The following is a 15,813-nucleotide window of genomic DNA, read 5'->3' as shown; positions in this document are numbered from 1 at the left end:
TCCGTTTGCGACCCGTCACCCGGGGGCAACCGAGGAGCGTGAGGAGCGGCGCATGAGCGAGGTCACCACCGACGATCTGCCGCCCGAGGGCGGCCTGCGGAAGGTCATCGGGCGCAAGGTCCTGATGCTGTTCATCATCGGGGACATCCTCGGTGCCGGGATCTACGCGCTCGTCGGCCAGGTCGCCGGGGAGGTCGGCGGCGCCATATGGGTGCCGTTCCTCGTCGCGTTCGTCCTGGCCGCGCTGACGGCGACGGCCTACGCCGAACTCGTCGGCAAGTACCCGCGCGCCGCGGGCGCCGCCCTCTACACCAACCGGGCGTTCGGCCTGCCGTTCCTCACGTTCATCGTCGCGTTCGCCGTCATGATGAGCGGCATCACCTCGGCGAGCGCGGCGGCGCGGGCCTTCGGCGGCGACTACCTGGGCGAGTTCGTGTCGCTGCCGACGCTGGTCGGCGCGCTGGTCTTCCTCGCGCTCGTGACGGCGGTGAACTTCGCCGGGATCTCCGAGTCGGTGAAGGTCAACGTCGTGCTGACGATCATCGAGGCGTCCGGGCTGATCATCATCATCGTCATCGGGTTCTTCGCGCTCGTCTCCGGCGACGGCGACCCGGGGCGGGCGCTGGAGTTCCACCCCGAGAACGGGGTGTTCCTCGGCGTCCTCGGCGGCAGCGCCCTCGCCTTCTACGCACTGCTCGGCTTCGAAGACTCGGTCAACCTCGCGGAGGAGACCAAGAACCCCTCGCGCGACTTCCCGTTCGCGCTGTTCAGCGGCCTCGCCGTCACCGTCGTCATCTACGTCGCCGTCGCGTTCACCGCGACGATGCTGGTGGACACCGCGACGCTGGAGGCGTCCACCGGGCCGCTGCTGGAGGTCGTGCGCGTCGCGGGCTTCGACTTCCCGCCCAAGCTGTTCGCGCTCATCGCGCTGCTCGCCGTCGGCAACACCGCGCTCATCAACATGATCATGGCGTCGCGGCTGGTGTACGGGATGGCGCGCGAGGGCATCGTGCCGCCGGTGTTCGCCAAGGTGCACGCCGGGCGGGCGACGCCGTGGGTCGCGATCCTGTGCACCGTGCTGATCGCCGTCGCGCTGGTGTGCACCGGCGACGTCGGCGGCCTCGCCGACACCACCGTCCTGCTCCTGCTCGCGGTGTTCGCGCTGGTCAACGTGTGCGTGCTCGTGCTGCGCCGCGACAGCGTCCCGCACCGGCACTTCCGCGCCCCGACGTGGATGCCGGTGCTCGGCGCGGTGAGCTGCGCGTTCCTGACGCTGCCGATCACCGGGCGCGAGGCCGACGTCTATGTGCGCGCGCTCGTCCTGCTCGGCGTCGGCGTCGTCCTGTGGTTCGTCAACCGCGCGATCACCGGGCGCAGGCCGCGCGGCCGGCAGTTCGAGGGCATCGACAAGGGCTGACCGCCGCCGGCCACATTTCTATGTGACGTGCGGCGGGCGGCCCCGGGAGGCCGCCCGCCGCGCATTCGTCAGGCCGGTTCGTTGCCCGGGCGCCACTTGATGCCGCAGCCGAGGCTCGGCGTGTGGGGCTCGGGGACCGTCTTCCCGGCCAGGACCAGGTCCAGTGCGGCGCGGAGCGACGCGCCGTCCGACGGGAGCTCGTTCTTGGGGCGCGCGGCGTCGAACTCGCCCCGGTAGGCGAGGCGGAGTCCGGCGTCGTAGAGGAAGAAGTCCGGAGTGCACGCGGCGCGGTAGGCGTGCGCGACCTCCTGCGTCGGGTCCATGACGTAGGGGAACGCGAACCCCGCGCGCTTGGCCTGCTCGACGAGGTGTTCGGCGTCGTCGTCGGGATACCGGTCGATGTCGTTGCTGCCGATGCCGACCGTGACGACGCCGCGCTCGGCGTACTCGGCCGCCACGGCGCCCACCGCCGTCTCGATGCGCCGCACGTACGGGCAGTGGTTCGACAGGAAGATCACCAGCAGCGCGGGCGCGCCGGACGCGTCCGCCAGCCGGACGGTGCCCCCGTCATCGGCGCGGGGCAGCGCGAAGGCGGGGGCGGGCGTGCCGAGCGGAACCATGAACGAGTTGATCGCCATGCTGCGATTCTCGCCCATGCGGCACGTCCGCCATCACCGTCCTCCACCGGTCGCCGCCGAAACCGCCGAACTGGACCGCGCCCACCCGTCCCCTCACCCCCTGCGACCGCTCCAGGAACGCGCGACGACGCACACCGATCACCGACTTCGCACGCCCCGCCGAGCGGGCCGGGCTCAGTCCACCGCCGGTGGTTCCTCCGTCGCCGGAGCGGCGGCCGATCCGATGGGGCCGCCGACGGCGCCCAGGGGTTCGTCCAGGGGTTCGCCGGAGCCGTCGCGGCGGCCCAGGGGATGGTCGAGGGGGACCGGTTTGCCCGCCGAGGTGGCGCCGCGCAGGGGTGCCGGGCCCGCCCAGGTGAAGATCAGGGCGTCCTCGCCCTTCAGGAAGCGGTGGGCGCGGACGCCGCCGGTCGCGCGGCCCTTGGCGGGGAACTCGGAGAAGTCGGAGATCTTGATGGCGCCGCCCTGCGTGCCCGGCAGCGCCGACGCCGAGCCCGCCACCGTCACCACCCGGGACGGACGCTCCGGATCGACGGTGCCGAACCAGAGCACGCGCGCGTCGGCGCCGAGCTTGACGCCCGCCATGCCGCCCGCCGCGCGGCCCTGCGGCCGGACGTTGGACGCCGCGTAGTGCAGCAACTGCGCGTCGGAGGTGATGAAGACCAGGTGCGCTTCCTCGCGCGGCAGGTGGACGGCGCCGACGACCTCGTCACCGTCCTTGAGGGTGATCACCTCGAACTCGTCCCGGTTGTTCGGGAAGTCGGGCACGACCCGTTTCACCACGCCTTGCCGGGTGCCGAGCGCGAGCCCGCCCCCGGTCTCGCTCATCGCCGCGAGCCCGACGACGCGTTCGTCGTCGCCCAGTGACACGAACTCCCCGAACGGGGCGCCGCCCGCCAGCGACGGCGGCGCGGCCGACGGCGGCAGCAGGGGCAGGTCGATCACCTCGATCCGCAGCAGCCGCCCGAGGTTCGTCACGACGCCGACCTCGCCGCGCGCCGTCGCCGGGACGACCCCGAGCAGCACGTCGTGCGAGGAGCGCCCGCCCTCGGCGGCCAGCGGCGACGCGTCCTGCGTACGGGCCAGCAGCCCCGTCGCGGACAGCAGCACGAGCGTCGGGTCGTCGGCGACCTCCAGCGGCACGTCCGCGATGCGGGACTCACCGGACGACTCCAGCAGCACGGTGCGGCGCGGCGTCGCGAACTGCTCGGCGACCTTGCCCAGCTCGTCGGAGACGACCTTGCGCAGCTTGGTCTCCGACTCCAGGATGGCGGTCAGCTTCGCGATCTCCTTGCGGAGCTGCTCCTGCTCCTTCTCCAGCTCCAGCCGGTCGAAGCGGGTCAGCCGGCGCAGCGGCGTGTCGAGGATGTACTGGGCCTGGATCTCCGACAGCTCGAAGATCTGCATGAGCCGCTGCCGGGCCTGCCCGGAGTCGTCGCTCTGCCGGATGACCTGGATGACCTCGTCGATGTTGAGTAGCGCGACGAGCAGGCCGTCCACCAGGTGCAGACGCTCCTCGCGCTTGCGGCGGCGGTACTGCGAGCGGCGCCGGACGACGGAGATGCGGTGGTCGACGTAGACCTGGAGCAGGTCGCGCAGGCCGAGGGTGCGGGGCTGGCCGTCGACCAGCGCCACGTTGTTGATGCCGAACGTCTCCTCCATCGGCGTCAGCCGGTAGAGATCGGCCAGCACCGCCTCCGGGTGGAAGCCGTTCTTGATCTCGATGACGAGCCGCAGGCCGACCTTGCGGTCGGTGAGGTCCTTCAGGTCCGCGATCCCGTTGATCTTCTTGGCGTTGACCAGTTCCTTGATCTTGGCCTTGACGCGTTCCGGGCCGACCGCGTACGGCAGCTCGGTGACGACGATGCCCTTGCGGCGCGGCGTCACGTTCTCGATCTTGATGGTGGCGCGGGTGCGGAACGTGCCGCGCCCGTTGGCGTAGGCGTCGCGGATGCCGTCCAGCCCGGCGATGCGCCCGCCGGTCGGCAGGTCGGGGCCGGGGACGAACCGCATCAGGTCGTCCAGGGTGGCGTCGGGGTGCTGGATCAGGTGCCGCGCCGCCGCCACGACCTCGCCGAGGTTGTGCGGCGCCATGTTCGTCGCCATGCCGACCGCGATGCCGGACGCGCCGTTGACCAGCAGGTTCGGGAACGCCGCCGGCAGGACCTCGGGCTCCTGCTCCTGGCCGTCGTAGTTGGGCCGGAAGTCGACGGTCTCCTCGTCGATCGACTCGACCATCAGCATGGCCTCGCGGGACAGCCGCGCCTCGGTGTACCGCATGGCGGCGGGCATGTCGTCGCCGCCGAGCGAACCGAAGTTGCCGTGCCCGTCCACGAGCGGCATGCGCATCGACCACGGCTGCGCGAGCCGGACCATCGCGTCGTAGATGGCGCTGTCGCCGTGCGGATGCAGCTTGCCCATGACCTCGCCGACGACGCGGGCGCACTTGACGTGCCCGCGGTCGGGGCGCAGCCCCATCTCGTTCATCGAGTACAGAATCCGGCGCTGAACGGGCTTCATGCCGTCGCGGGCGTCGGGGAGCGCCCGCTGGTAGATGACCGAATAGGCGTACTCAAGGAAGGAGCCGCGCATCTCTTCGGAGACATCGACATCGACGATGTTCTCTTCGAAGTCGGGCGGCGGGGGAGGGGCTGGAGATCCGCGTCGTGCCATGTGTGACATTGTGGCCGGTCCCGGTGACAGATGCGCACGGACCGGGGTCCGGCGCGCCGCTGCGAGGAGGAGTTCCGTGAGCCCACTGGCCGATTTCCAGAACGAGATCTATCTGAGCGGGCTCGGCGACGTGCTGCCCGTGTGGCCCACGGACCTCACCCGGCTGGAGGAGCGCGCCGAGGCGGTGCTGTCGGCGCAGGCGTTCGGCTACGTGGCGGGCGCGGCGGGCAGCGGCGCGACCGCGCGGTTCAACCGGGAGGCGTTCGACCGCTGGCGGATCGTGCCGCGGATGCTGCGCGACGTGGCCGACCGCGACCTGTCGGTCGAGGTCCTGGGGCAGCGGCTACCGGCGCCGGTGCTGCTCGCGCCGATCGGCGTCCAGTCGATCTTCCACCCGGACGGGGAGCTGGCCACGGCCCGCGCCGCCGCCGCGACCGGGCTGACGACGATCCTGAGCACCGCCGCGTCGTACACCCTGGAGGAGGTCGCCGCGGCGAACGGCGACGGGTCGCGCTGGTTCCAGCTCTACTGGCCCAAGGACCGTGACCTGGCGGTGAGCTTCCTGGAGCGCGCGAAGGCCGCCGGGTACACGGCGCTGGTCGTCACGCTCGACACGTTCACGCTCGCGTGGCGGCCCCGCGACCTCGACCAGGCGTACCTGCCGTTCCTGCGCGGCGTCGGCGTGGCGAACTACTTCAGCGACCCGGTGTTCCAGCGGGCCGTCGGCGGCCCGGTCACGGCGGAGAACCGCGACACGGCGATCCTGCACTGGGCCGCCGGCTTCGGGAACCCGTCGCTGACGTGGGACGACCTGGCGTTCCTGCGCGAGCACTGGGACGGGCCGATCGCGCTGAAGGGCATCCAGCACCCCGACGACGCCCGCCGCGCCGTGGACACCGGCATGGACGCGGTGATCGTCTCCAACCACGGCGGACGCCAGGTGGACGGCGCCGTCGCGTCGCTGGACGCGCTGCCGGCCGTGGCGGACGCGGCCGGTTCGCAGCTCACCGTCCTGTTCGACAGCGGCGTCCGCACGGGCTCGGACATCGCCAAGGCGCTCGCGCTCGGCGCGAAGGCTGTGCTCGTCGGCCGCCCCTACGCCTACGGGCTCGCGCTGGGCGGCGAGGCGGGCGTCCGGCACGTGCTGCGGTGCCTCATGGCCGACCTGGAGCTGAGCCTCGCGCTCGCCGGGCTCACCCGGCCGTCCGAACTGAGCCTGGACACCCTCGTCCGCGGCTAGCCGGGCCCGGCACTGACAAATGTCATGGGGGCTTCCTGACGTTCCTGACTGCGCGTCCCGGCGTGGGCTGGGAACGATAGAGGCATGAGGCGAACCGACATCGAAGTTGACGGCCTGTACGTGGGGGTCGGCGCGAACGACACCGTCTGCGGTGTCTCGTTCGTCGTCGGCGCCGGGGAGATCGGTGCGCTGTCGGGGCCGGGGGCCTCGGCGGTGCTGGAGACCGCCGCGGGCGTGCGGCGCGCCGCCGCCGGAACGGTCCGCGTCGGCGGCACCGACCCGTACGACCACCGCGACGCGGTCCGGGCGGGCGCGGTGTGGCGCGAGGGCGGCCTGTTCCCGGGGCTCACCGTCGCCGAGGTGGTCGACACCTGGCGGCGCTGGACGCTCGACCCGCTCACCCGGGACGAGGCGCTGCGGCTGACCGGGCTCGCCGCCGCCGCCGACGTCCCGTTCGAGCGGCTGACCGCCGTGCAGCGGCGGCTGCTCGACCTGGCGCTGGCGCTCGTCGGCCGCTCGGACGTGCTGTTCCTGGAGGAGCCGACCGCCGGGCTCGCCCCCGGCGACGCCGACCGCGTCTGGTCGGTGCTGCGGTTCGTCGCCGGGCACGGCGTGACCGTGCTGCTCACCGTGCGGGACGCCGCCGAGGCGACCCGCGCCGACCGGCACGGCGAGCTGCGCGACGGGCGGCTGACCGGCGAACTCCAGGGGCTCCGCGCGGCGTGATCTGTGACATACGCTGAGATGTCCCCCGAGTTTCAGCGAAGGCGGGCAGGTGCAGCTCAGGATTCCCCGTCCCCCCGTGATCGCCGCGATCATCGTGGCGATGGCGCTGGTCGCGATGGCCGGGCTGCTGCTGCCCGCCTACTGGTACGAGGTGTTCGAGCGGGCCGATCCGGGCCGGGTCCTGGCGGCCACCGCGTTCCTGGGCGCGATCTTCGCGCTGTACGGGCGGCTGTTCTGGCAGAACCTCATGCGCCGCACCGCGCGCTCGCACCGGCTGGGGCTGCTGGCGCTGACCGTCCTGTGCTGGTCGCTGCCCGCGCTGTTCGGCGCCGACCAGGGCTGGGGCAACGCGCTGCTGGCGCCCGCCGGGCTGTTCGCGGTGGTGCTCCCGGTACGCGAGTCGACGGTGACGGCCGGGGCCGTGGCGCTCGCGGCGCCGCTGTACGGGGCGCTGCTGGGGCAGCCGCCGCAGACGCTGCTCTACACGTTCGTCGCGATCCCCTTCATGACGTTCTCCGGCTATGTCACGGTCTGGTTCTTTCACGTGGTGCGTGAACTGGAGGAGGCGCGCGCGGAGCTGGCCCGGTCGGCGGTGGGGGAGGAACGGATGCGGTTCGCCCGTGACCTGCACGACGTCCTCGGCCACAGCCTCCAGGCCGTCGCGCTGCGCGCCGAGGTCGCCGAACGGTACCTGGAACGCGACCCGGGACGCGTCCGCAAGGAGCTGGCGGAGATCCAGACGATGGCGCGGGACGCGGTCCGCGACGTCCGCGAGGTCGTGCGCGGCCACCGCCGCACGTCGCTGCGCACCGAACTGGACGGCATGACGGCGGTGCTGCGCGCGGCCGGCATCCGCACCGACCGTCCCGAGGTCGGCGCCGACCTGCCCGAGCACGTGCACGAACCGCTCGGCTGGGTCGCGCGGGAGGCCACCACCAACGTGCTGCGGCACGCCGCCGCCACCTGGTGCCTGATCACGGTCTGGGCGGACGACGCCCAGGTCTGGGTGGAGATCACCAACGACGGGGCGGGCCGCCGCCCGCACGCCGGGGGCAGCGGGCTGTCCGGCCTGGCCGAGCGGATCGCCGCGGCGGGCGGGGAGTTCATCGCCGGGCCGGTGGGCGACGGAACGTTCCGCGTCGCCGCGTCGGTTCCGAAGGGAGCGTCATGATCCGGGTCCTGCTGGCCGACGACCACCTGCTCATCCGGGAGGCGCTGGTCCTGCTGCTGGAGACCGAGGACGGCATCGACGTCGTCGCGGACGTCGGCCGGGGCGATGACGCGGTCGACCGCGCGCTCGCCCTCAAACCGGACATCGCGGTGCTCGACATCGACATGCCGGGGCTGGACGGCCTGGCCGCCGCGCAGCGGCTCGCCCGCGACCTGCCGTCCTGCCGGCTGGTGATCGTGACGGCGCACGGCCGTCCCGGCAACCTGCGCCGCGCCATGGCCGCGGGCGTGCGCGGCTTCCTCGGCAAGGACGCGCCGGGCCGCCGCCTCGCCCAGGTGATCCGGCAGGTCGCGGACGGCGCCCGCTACATCGACCCGCAGCTCGCGGCCGACGCGCTGGCCGCCGAGGAGTGCCCGCTGACGCCCCGCGAGCTGGACACGCTGCGCGCCGCCGCCGACGGCGCGCCCATCTCCCGCATCGCCCGCGCGCTCTCGCTGTCGGAGGGCACCGTCCGCAACTACCTGTCGGCCGCCGTCACCAAGCTCGACGTCGACAACCGCCACGCGGCGGCGCGGATGGCGCGCGACCTCGGCTGGCTCTAGGTCTTCTGCGAGACGCCGGGCCGGGCGGTGAGGTCGTCGATCTGGCGGAGCAGGGCGGTGCGCTCGGTGCGGAGTGCGGCGATCTGCTCGTGGGCGGCGAGCATCTCGGCGCGGAGCATCCCGACGAGCCGGTCGGCGGTCTCCACGGCGAGGGACTCGCTCTGCCGGTCGAGCTGGCGCAGTTCGCTGCGGCGGCGCAGCACCGCGACGACGGCCTGGACGATCGTGCCGCCCGCCGCGATCTGCGCGATCGAGACGATGACGTCGGCCGTCGTCACGGGACCTCACCGCCGACCGGAACCGGCGGGACGGCCTGGACGGCGCGGGCGCGGACGCTGATCTCGCGGGCCTTGAGCAGGCAGCCGCCCGCGAGCGCGCCGGACATCAGCCCGGCGGCGAGGCCGTGCGTGCCGAGGCCGGTGAGGACCGTCGTGCAGTAGAACGCGTAGCCGCCGGTGACGAGGTACAGCCCCGGCAGCTCCAGCGTGGAGCGGCGCGCGTCGTGCCCGCAGAGCACGAGCACGCCGCCGGCCGCGAGCATGAGACCCCACACGTGCGCGACCGCGTTGGCCTGCCCGGCGAGGCTGTTGGTCATCCCCTGGCTGACGCGCTCGCCGATGACCATCCCGACGGTGCCGAGCGCGATCGCGCTCCCGGCGACGGCCGTCGCGAACGGGTCGCCGGAGAGCCGCCGTCGCAGGCTCACGTGGCGTACGCCTCCCATGGGAGAGGAAGCTAGCACGTTCCGTTCATGATCGTGACTTTGCGTGACGGGGGTCAGGCGGGCTGCGTCACCGCGACGCGGGGGGCGAGGTCCAGGACGTCCAGGATCGCGCCGCCCGCGTCCAGCGCCTCGATGTTCGGCACCCGGCGGTCCGGCCACACGACGGCGACGTGCCCGTGCGGGGGGACGTCGATCACGCGGCGGCCGACGCGCACCCGCGCGACCTCGGCGGCGGCCCGCAGCCGCACCTGGTTGACGTACTTGGCGCCCCACGGCAGCAGCCGGTCGCCGTTGCGGACGGTGCGCCCGCCGCCGTAGCGCCGCAGGTGCGCGCCCAGCTCGGCGGCCGAGCGCCGGGCGAGGGGTTCGGCCGGCGCGCTGCCGCCGCCTCCGCCGAGCGCCATCCACTCGCCGCCCCGGCGGTGGAAGGTCCAGCCGTCGATGAACGCCTCGCCGGGAACGTTCCCGGGATCGGCCGTCAGCACCGTGACGACGGCGATGTCGCCGTCCACGTCGAGCGCCAGCGGGAGGAACGGCACGGTGCCGCCGCCCTGGCCGGCGGGGGGCACGCCGTCGCGCAGGAGCCGCAGGCACTCCTCGTTGACCTCGTGATCGTTCATGGTCCCGACCTCAGTGTTCACCCGGACGTTGCGGCGGGCGGGATCGCCCACCGGCGCACACTCTAAAGGTCTGGAACGAGAGCTTTTGCGGCATTGCGACGACTTGTTGTTTCCTGCGCGTTCTCCCGTGTTCCCCGGCCCGACATCTCGCGTGGTGCGCCCGTGTGAGGTCGCTCATACTCGCAGGTCAGCGGGGTGTGCCGGATTTGACGTCATTTGCGTCCAGCGTGTTTACTCATGGCATGACCGCCGCCCGTCCGCGCCCGCCGCACCGCTCCCTCCACCAGGAGGCCGGTGCGACGCTGGTGTGCGCGGGCCTGCGCGTCGTCCCCGCGTGCCGAATGTGTGACCGCTGAGGGCCCCCGCCTTCCGGCTCGCGCCCCGAAGCGAGCGACCCGCCGTCTCGAACAGGCCGTCACGCGCATGGATCTCGAACACCACCTGCTGAGCCACCTGCCCTATCCGCCGGGCCTGGCCTAGCCTCCGCTCCACTCCGCATCCTCGACGCGTTCCACCGCGCCGTCGCCCGGGACGGGTGCCGGCCTACGCCGGGATATTTCCTGTGATTCAGATCGAAAAACTCAGCAAGGTCTACCGCGACCGCGGCCGGCAGGTCACGGCCGTCGACGCGGTGGACCTGTCCGTCCGCGCGGGCGAGGTCCACGGCGTCCTCGGCCGGAGCGGAGCGGGCAAGAGCACGTTGCTGCGCTGCGTCAACCTGCTGGAACGCCCCGACGCGGGCCGCGTCGTCGTCGACGGCCAGGACCTGCTCGCCCTCTCCGGCGGGCGGCTGCGCAAGGCGCGGCAGCGGATCGGGATGATCCACCAGCACTTCGGGCTGCTGTCCAGCCGCACGGTCGCCGGGAACGTCGCGTTCCCGCTGGAGGTCATGGGCGTCCCGCGCGCCGAGCGCGCCGAACGGGTCCGCGAACTGCTCGGGCTCGTCGGGCTCACCGAGCACGCCGCCGCCTACCCGGCGCAGATCTCCGGCGGGCAGAAACAGCGCGTCGGCATCGCCCGCGCCCTCGCGGGACGGCCCAATGTGCTGCTGTCCGACGAGGCCACCTCCGCGCTGGACCCCGAGACGACCGCGTCGATCCTGGAACTGCTGCGCGACCTGAACCGGCGGCTCGGCCTGACGATCCTGCTCATCACGCACGAGATGGACGTCGTCAAGCGCATCTGCGACTCGGCCGCGATCATGCGGGACGGCCGGATCACCGAGTCCGGGCCCGTCCGGGAACTGCTGATGCGGCCCGGTTCGGAGCTGGCGCGCGGCCTGTTCCCGCTGCCGCCGCCCCGGCCGCGTCCCGGCACGACCGTCGCCGACGTCACGTTCGAGGGCGACAGCGCCGACCGCCCCTTCGTGTCCTCGCTCGCCCGCGACTTCGCCACCGACGTCAACATCCTCGGCGGCGCCGTCGAGGACATCGGCGGCACGCGCATCGGGCGGCTGCGCGTCGAGCTGCCCGGCGGCCCCGCCGCCAACACCGCCCAGCTCGCGCACCTGCGCGGCGCCGGGCTGACCGTCGAGGTGCACGAGGCCGAGGAGGCACCGGCATGACCTGGGACGAGATGGCGCCGCTGCTGCGGCAGGGCACCCTCGAAACACTCCAGATGACCGGCTGGTCCACGCTGTTCACGGCGCTGGGCGGCATCCTGCTCGGCGTCCTGCTGGTGATCACCGAGCGCGGCGGGCTGCTGCCGCTCGCGCCGCTGAACAAGGCCGTCGGCCTGGTCGTGAACGTCGGCCGCGCCGTGCCGTTCATCATCCTGCTGATGGCGCTGATCCCGGTGACGACCGCCGTCGTCGGGACGTCCATCGGCACCCGCGCCGCCATCCTGCCGCTGACCGTCGCGGCGATCCCGTTCTACGCGCGGCTCGTCGAGACGTCGCTGCGCGAGGTCGAGCCGGGCACGGTCGCCGCCGCCCTCGCGCTCGGCGCCTCGCGCCGGGAGATCGTCGGCAAGGTCCTGCTGCGCGAGGCCCGGCCGGGCATCGTCGCGGGTCTCACCGTCACGGTCATCGCGCTGATCGGCTACTCGGCCATGGCCGGTGCGATCGGCGGCGGCGGCCTCGGCGACCTGGCCAAACGCTACGGCTACCAGCGGTTCGAGACCGAGATGATGATGATCATCGTGGTGCTGCTGGTGCTCCTCGTGGCGCTCGTCCAGCTCCTCGGCGACGTCACCGCCCGCCGTCTCAGCCACCGCTGAGCCCCCTGATCCCACCCCTTCACCCACTGAAGAGAAAGGCACTCCTCGTGCTTCGCAAGTTCTCCGCCGCCCTCGCGTCCGCCGGTCTGCTGTTCGGCCTGGCGGCCTGCGGCGGCTCGGACGCCGCGTCCGACGACACGCTGACCGTGGGCGCCACGTCCGTGCCGCACGCCGAGGTCCTCAACCACGTCCGCGACAACCTCGCCGGGAAGGCCGGCATCAAGCTGGAGGTGAAGGAGTTCAGCGAGTACGAGCAGCTCAACCCGGCCCTCAACGACGGCCAGCTCGACGCGAACTACTTCCAGCACCGGCCGTACCTGGAGGAGTCGAACCAGAAGACCGGGCAGAAGCTGGTCTTCGTGGCGGGCGTGCACCTGGAGCCGCTCGGCGTGTACTCCAAGAAGGTCAAGAGCCTGGCCGAGCTGAAGAACGGCGCGACGGTGTCGCTGCCGAGCGACCCGTCCAACGAGGGCCGCGCGCTGAAGCTGCTCGCCGACAACGGCCTGATCACGCTGAAGGACGGCGTCGGCCAGTCCGCGACGGCCAAGGACGTCACCGAAAACCCGAAGAACATCCGGTTCCGCCCGACCGAGGCCGCCTCGCTGCCCCGCCAGCTCGGTGACGTGGACGCCTCGGTGATCAACGGCAACTACGCGCTGGAGGCCCGGCTCAACCCGGCCAAGGACGCCATCGCGATCGAGAAGGCCGAGGGCAACCCCTACGTCAACGGCCTGGTCGTCAAGGCCGGGCGCGAGGGCGACGCGCAGGTCAAGAAGCTCGTCGAACTGCTCCAGAGCGCCGAGGTGAAGAAGTTCATCCAGGACAAGTACCAGGGCTCGGTCCTCCCGGCCTGACGCTCCGCCCCGCACGGCCTCCGTTCCCGCACCGGGAACGGGGGCCGTTCGGCTGCGCGCCGCCGGTCGCGGCTGGTAGGACGGCCCGATGTCGATCTTCGAGCATCTCACCTCCTACGCCGGGCTTCCCGTCACCGACGTCGCCGCGGGGACGTCCGCGCCCGCCGCGTCGCGCGCCTGGCGCGTGCGGGCGCCCGACGCCGCCGCGCTCACCCGGCTGTGGGACCGGTTCCGCGCCGAGGCGGACACCGCCGCCGTCACCGCGCTGATCTTCGGCGCCTGCGGCGACGACCTGCACCCCGCGTCGCTGCTGGCCGACGCCGCCGCCGCGTTCCCGGAGCTGCGCGCGGTCTTCCTCGGCGAGATCGTCGAGGAGGAGCGGACGATCGCCTGGATCGACCAGACCGACATCACCCCCGTGCTCGCCGGACTGCCGCGCCTGGAACGGCTCGACGTCCGGGGCACCGCCGGGCTGGCGCTCGAACCGGTCACGAGCACCTCGCTGCGCGTCCTGCGCGTCGAGTCGGCGGGGCTGCCCGGCGACGTCGTCCGGGCGCTCGGCGCGAGCGACCTGCCGAACCTGGAGTCGCTGAACCTGTGGTTCGGCACCGGCGGCTACGGCGGCGACGCCACCGTGGACGACCTCGCGCCCGTCCTCGCGGGGGACCGGCTGCCCCGGCTGACCCACCTCGGTCTAGAGAACGCCACGATCACCGACGAGATCGCGGCGGCCCTCGCCACCGCGCCGGTCGTCGCGCGGCTGGAGTCGCTGAGCCTGGCCCTCGGCACGCTGACCGACGCCGGGGCCGAGGCGCTGCTGGCCGGGCAGCCGCTCACGCACCTGCGCCTGCTCGATCTCGGCCACCACTTCCTCAGCGACGAGACGATGGAGCGTGTCGCGGCCGCCCTCCCCGCCGCCGACCTCGACGGCCAGGAGGACCCCGACGACCCGGTCTTCATCGCGATCGGGGAGTGAGCGGCGATGTCGGAGGCACCCGGTAGGACGGACGCGACGAGGAAGGAAACGCTGATGCTGAACTGGGAACACCTCGGGTCCTACGCCGGGCTCCCCATCGCCGAGGTCGGTGACGGCGCGGCGGCCGAGCGGCCGGACCGGCACGCCTGGCGCGTGGCGGCCGCGGTCTACGACGAGATCCCACTGACGCGGGCGTGGGAGAGCTTCCGCGCCCGCGTCGATCTGGCGCGGGTGACGACGCTGGTCCTGGGCGACTGGAGCTCGCCGTACGACGCCGCGTACGTGCCGGTCGTGCCGCTGCTCACGGCCGCCGCCGCCGAGCTGCCGAACCTGCGCTCGCTGTTCCTCGGTGACATCGTCGGGGAGGAACAGGAGATCTCCTGGATCACCCACACCGACATCACGCCCCTGTTCACGGCGTTCCCGCGCCTGGAACGGCTGGACGTGCGCGGCTCGCAGGGCCTGCGGCTCGAACCGTTCGCGTCCGCGTCGCTGCGCACGCTGCGATTCGAGGACGGCGGCCTGCCCGCGCACATCGTCGGCGCCGTCGCGGCGAGCGACCTGCCGAACCTGGAGCACCTGGCCTTCTGGCTCGGCACCGTCAACTACGGCGGCGACACCACGCTGGACGACCTCGCCCCGCTCCTGGCGGGCGACCGCTTCCCGTCCCTGAAGCACCTCGGCCTGGAGAACTCCGAACTTCAGGACGAGATCGCCGCCGCCGTCGCGAGCGCGCCCGGCGTCGCCTGGCTGGAGTCGCTCAGCCTCGCGCTCGGAACCCTGTCGGACGACGGTGTCGAGGCGCTGCTGTCCGGGCAGCCGCTCGGCCACCTGGCGCGGCTCGACCTGCACCACCACTTCGTCGGCGAGGAGATGGAACGGCGCCTCCGGGCGGCGCTGCCGGACGTGGACGTCGATCTGACCGACCGTCAGACGCGGCAGGGCGACGGCCGTTTTATCGCCGTCGCAGAATGATCTGCCGTTTCGATCTGATGTGTTAGTCATGCCTGATAGGACCTAACCCATGACGATCAACCAGCACCTCTCCGAGTACGCCGGGCTCCCCGTGGAGGAGTTCTCCAACACCACGGCGCAGGACGCGGTGCTGCCCCCGGCGGGCGAACGCGCCTGGCGGGTGCGGACCGAGTACGACGAGACCCCCATCACCGACGTGTGGCGCCGGTTCCGGGAGCAGGTGGACACCACCCAGGTCACCACGCTGATCTTCGGCTTCTGGGCCGAGCCCTACGAGGGCAAGGTCGACCACCCCGTCTACTTCCTCCTGAAGGCCGCCGCCGAGTTCCCGAACCTGCGCTCGCTGTTCATCGGCGACCTCGTCATGGAGGAGTCCGAGGTCTCCTGGATTCACCACAACGACATCACCCCGCTCTTCGCGGCGTTCCCCGCGCTGGAACGTTTCGACCTGCGCGGCTCGCAGGAGCTGCGGCTCGAACCGTTCTCGGCCCCGTCGCTGCGCACGCTGCGGTTCGAGGACGGCGGCCTGCCCGGCCACATCGTCCGGGCCGTCGGCGCGAGCGACCTGCCGAACCTGGAGCACCTGGACCTGTGGCTCGGCACCGACAACTACGGCGGCGACGCCACCGTGGGCGACCTGGCCCCGATCCTCGCCGGTGACCGGCTGCCCGCCCTCAAGCACCTCGGGCTGGAGAACGCCGAGATCGCGGACGAGGTCGCCGCCGCCGTCGCGGGCGCGCCGATCGTGGCGCGGCTGGAGGAGCTGAGCCTGGCACTCGGCGCGCTGAGCGACCAGGGCGCCGAGGCGCTGCTGTCCGGCCAGCCGCTCACCCACCTGCGCGTCCTCGACCTGCACCACCACTTCATGGAGGACGCCATGATGCAGCGCGTCCGGAGTGAGCTGCCCAACGCCGACGTCTCCAGCCAGCAGCCGTCCGAGGACGAATGGCGCTTCATCACGGTGTCGGAATGACGTCCTC

At 72.6% G+C, this 15,813-nt stretch carries 16 protein-coding genes; 11 read left to right on the top strand and 5 right to left on the bottom strand.

Annotated features, from left to right (window positions below; translation table 11 throughout):
* The first annotated feature begins 52 nt into the window (after positions 1–52).
* Positions 53–1,417, top strand: coding sequence for an APC family permease (locus C229_RS0120420; RefSeq protein WP_018656965.1), 1,365 nt, complete (start codon positions 53–55; stop codon positions 1,415–1,417).
* A 68-nt stretch (positions 1,418–1,485) separates the two neighbouring features.
* On the opposite strand, the gene C229_RS0120415 is transcribed toward C229_RS0120420, so the two are convergent.
* Both C229_RS0120415 and C229_RS0120410 read right to left on the bottom strand, forming a co-directional pair.
* Positions 1,486–2,055, bottom strand: coding sequence for a thioredoxin family protein (locus C229_RS0120415; RefSeq protein WP_026313984.1), 570 nt, complete (start codon positions 2,053–2,055; stop codon positions 1,486–1,488).
* A gap of 174 nt (positions 2,056–2,229) precedes the next feature.
* Entirely contained in the window at positions 2,230–4,728 is a 2,499-nt protein-coding gene (locus tag C229_RS0120410; RefSeq protein ID WP_026313983.1) for a DNA gyrase/topoisomerase IV subunit A, read from the bottom strand.
* Positions 4,729–4,804: 76 nt separating this feature from the next.
* Between C229_RS0120410 and C229_RS0120405 the strand changes: the two genes are divergently transcribed.
* From C229_RS0120405 to C229_RS0120390, 4 genes are all read left to right on the top strand, one after another.
* Positions 4,805–5,968: a lactate 2-monooxygenase gene (locus C229_RS0120405; RefSeq protein WP_018656962.1), complete on the top strand. Its 1,164-nt coding sequence runs from the start codon at positions 4,805–4,807 to the stop codon at positions 5,966–5,968.
* 84 nt (positions 5,969–6,052) lie between these two features.
* A complete protein-coding gene (locus C229_RS0120400; protein WP_018656961.1) occupies positions 6,053–6,694 on the top strand; it encodes an ATP-binding cassette domain-containing protein in 642 nt (213 codons plus the stop codon).
* A 76-nt stretch (positions 6,695–6,770) separates the two neighbouring features.
* Complete coding sequence (locus tag C229_RS0120395; protein WP_018656960.1) at positions 6,771–7,865, top strand: sensor histidine kinase; 1,095 nt, start codon at positions 6,771–6,773, stop codon at positions 7,863–7,865.
* Entirely contained in the window at positions 7,862–8,467 is a 606-nt protein-coding gene (locus C229_RS0120390; RefSeq protein ID WP_018656959.1) for a response regulator transcription factor, read from the top strand. Before C229_RS0120395 ends, C229_RS0120390 begins: the two co-directional genes overlap by 4 nt.
* Here the strand turns inward: C229_RS0120390 and C229_RS0120385 are convergent.
* The 3 genes from C229_RS0120385 to C229_RS0120375 all read right to left on the bottom strand — a co-directional run bounded on the left by C229_RS0120385 (position 8,464) and on the right by C229_RS0120375 (position 9,811).
* On the bottom strand, positions 8,464–8,745 hold the full coding sequence (locus C229_RS0120385; RefSeq protein ID WP_018656958.1) for a hypothetical protein: 282 nt from the start codon (positions 8,743–8,745) through the stop codon (positions 8,464–8,466). The two genes, C229_RS0120390 and C229_RS0120385, sit on opposite strands and share 4 nt — an antisense overlap.
* Positions 8,742–9,173, bottom strand: coding sequence for a hypothetical protein (locus C229_RS0120380; protein ID WP_018656957.1), 432 nt, complete (start codon positions 9,171–9,173; stop codon positions 8,742–8,744). The genes C229_RS0120385 and C229_RS0120380 overlap by 4 nt, the downstream gene beginning before the upstream one ends.
* 71 nt (positions 9,174–9,244) lie before the next feature.
* On the bottom strand, positions 9,245–9,811 hold the full coding sequence (locus tag C229_RS0120375) for a hypothetical protein (RefSeq protein WP_155884946.1): 567 nt from the start codon (positions 9,809–9,811) through the stop codon (positions 9,245–9,247).
* A 562-nt stretch (positions 9,812–10,373) separates the two neighbouring features.
* Here C229_RS0120375 and C229_RS0120370 point away from each other — a divergent pair.
* The 6 genes from C229_RS0120370 (at position 10,374) to C229_RS0120345 (ending at position 15,806) form a co-directional block, all read left to right on the top strand.
* Positions 10,374–11,375 (top strand): methionine ABC transporter ATP-binding protein, encoded by a 1,002-nt coding sequence (locus C229_RS0120370; RefSeq protein WP_018656955.1) that lies wholly within the window; start codon positions 10,374–10,376, stop codon positions 11,373–11,375.
* Entirely contained in the window at positions 11,372–12,028 is a 657-nt protein-coding gene (locus C229_RS0120365; RefSeq protein ID WP_018656954.1) for a methionine ABC transporter permease, read from the top strand. The genes C229_RS0120370 and C229_RS0120365 overlap by 4 nt, the downstream gene beginning before the upstream one ends.
* A gap of 47 nt (positions 12,029–12,075) precedes the next feature.
* Positions 12,076–12,882 carry a MetQ/NlpA family ABC transporter substrate-binding protein gene (locus C229_RS0120360; RefSeq protein ID WP_018656953.1) on the top strand — a complete coding sequence of 269 codons (807 nt, stop codon included), beginning with the start codon at positions 12,076–12,078 and terminating at the stop codon, positions 12,880–12,882.
* A gap of 88 nt (positions 12,883–12,970) precedes the next feature.
* Positions 12,971–13,858: an STM4015 family protein gene (locus tag C229_RS0120355; RefSeq protein WP_018656952.1), complete on the top strand. Its 888-nt coding sequence runs from the start codon at positions 12,971–12,973 to the stop codon at positions 13,856–13,858.
* A gap of 54 nt (positions 13,859–13,912) precedes the next feature.
* On the top strand, positions 13,913–14,833 hold the full coding sequence (locus tag C229_RS0120350; RefSeq protein ID WP_018656951.1) for an STM4015 family protein: 921 nt from the start codon (positions 13,913–13,915) through the stop codon (positions 14,831–14,833).
* A gap of 49 nt (positions 14,834–14,882) precedes the next feature.
* The gene (locus C229_RS0120345) at positions 14,883–15,806 is read left to right on the top strand and encodes an STM4015 family protein (protein WP_018656950.1); all 924 of its coding nucleotides are present in this window, start codon (positions 14,883–14,885) and stop codon (positions 15,804–15,806) included.
* The last annotated feature ends 7 nt before the right edge of the window (positions 15,807–15,813 follow it).

The organism is Actinomadura flavalba DSM 45200 (genome assembly GCF_000374305.1).
In the GTDB taxonomy this organism is placed as follows: domain Bacteria; phylum Actinomycetota; class Actinomycetes; order Streptosporangiales; family Streptosporangiaceae; genus Spirillospora; species Spirillospora flavalba.
Note: the sequence above shows the minus strand (reverse complement) of the source record. Positions and strands in the feature narration are given on the sequence as shown.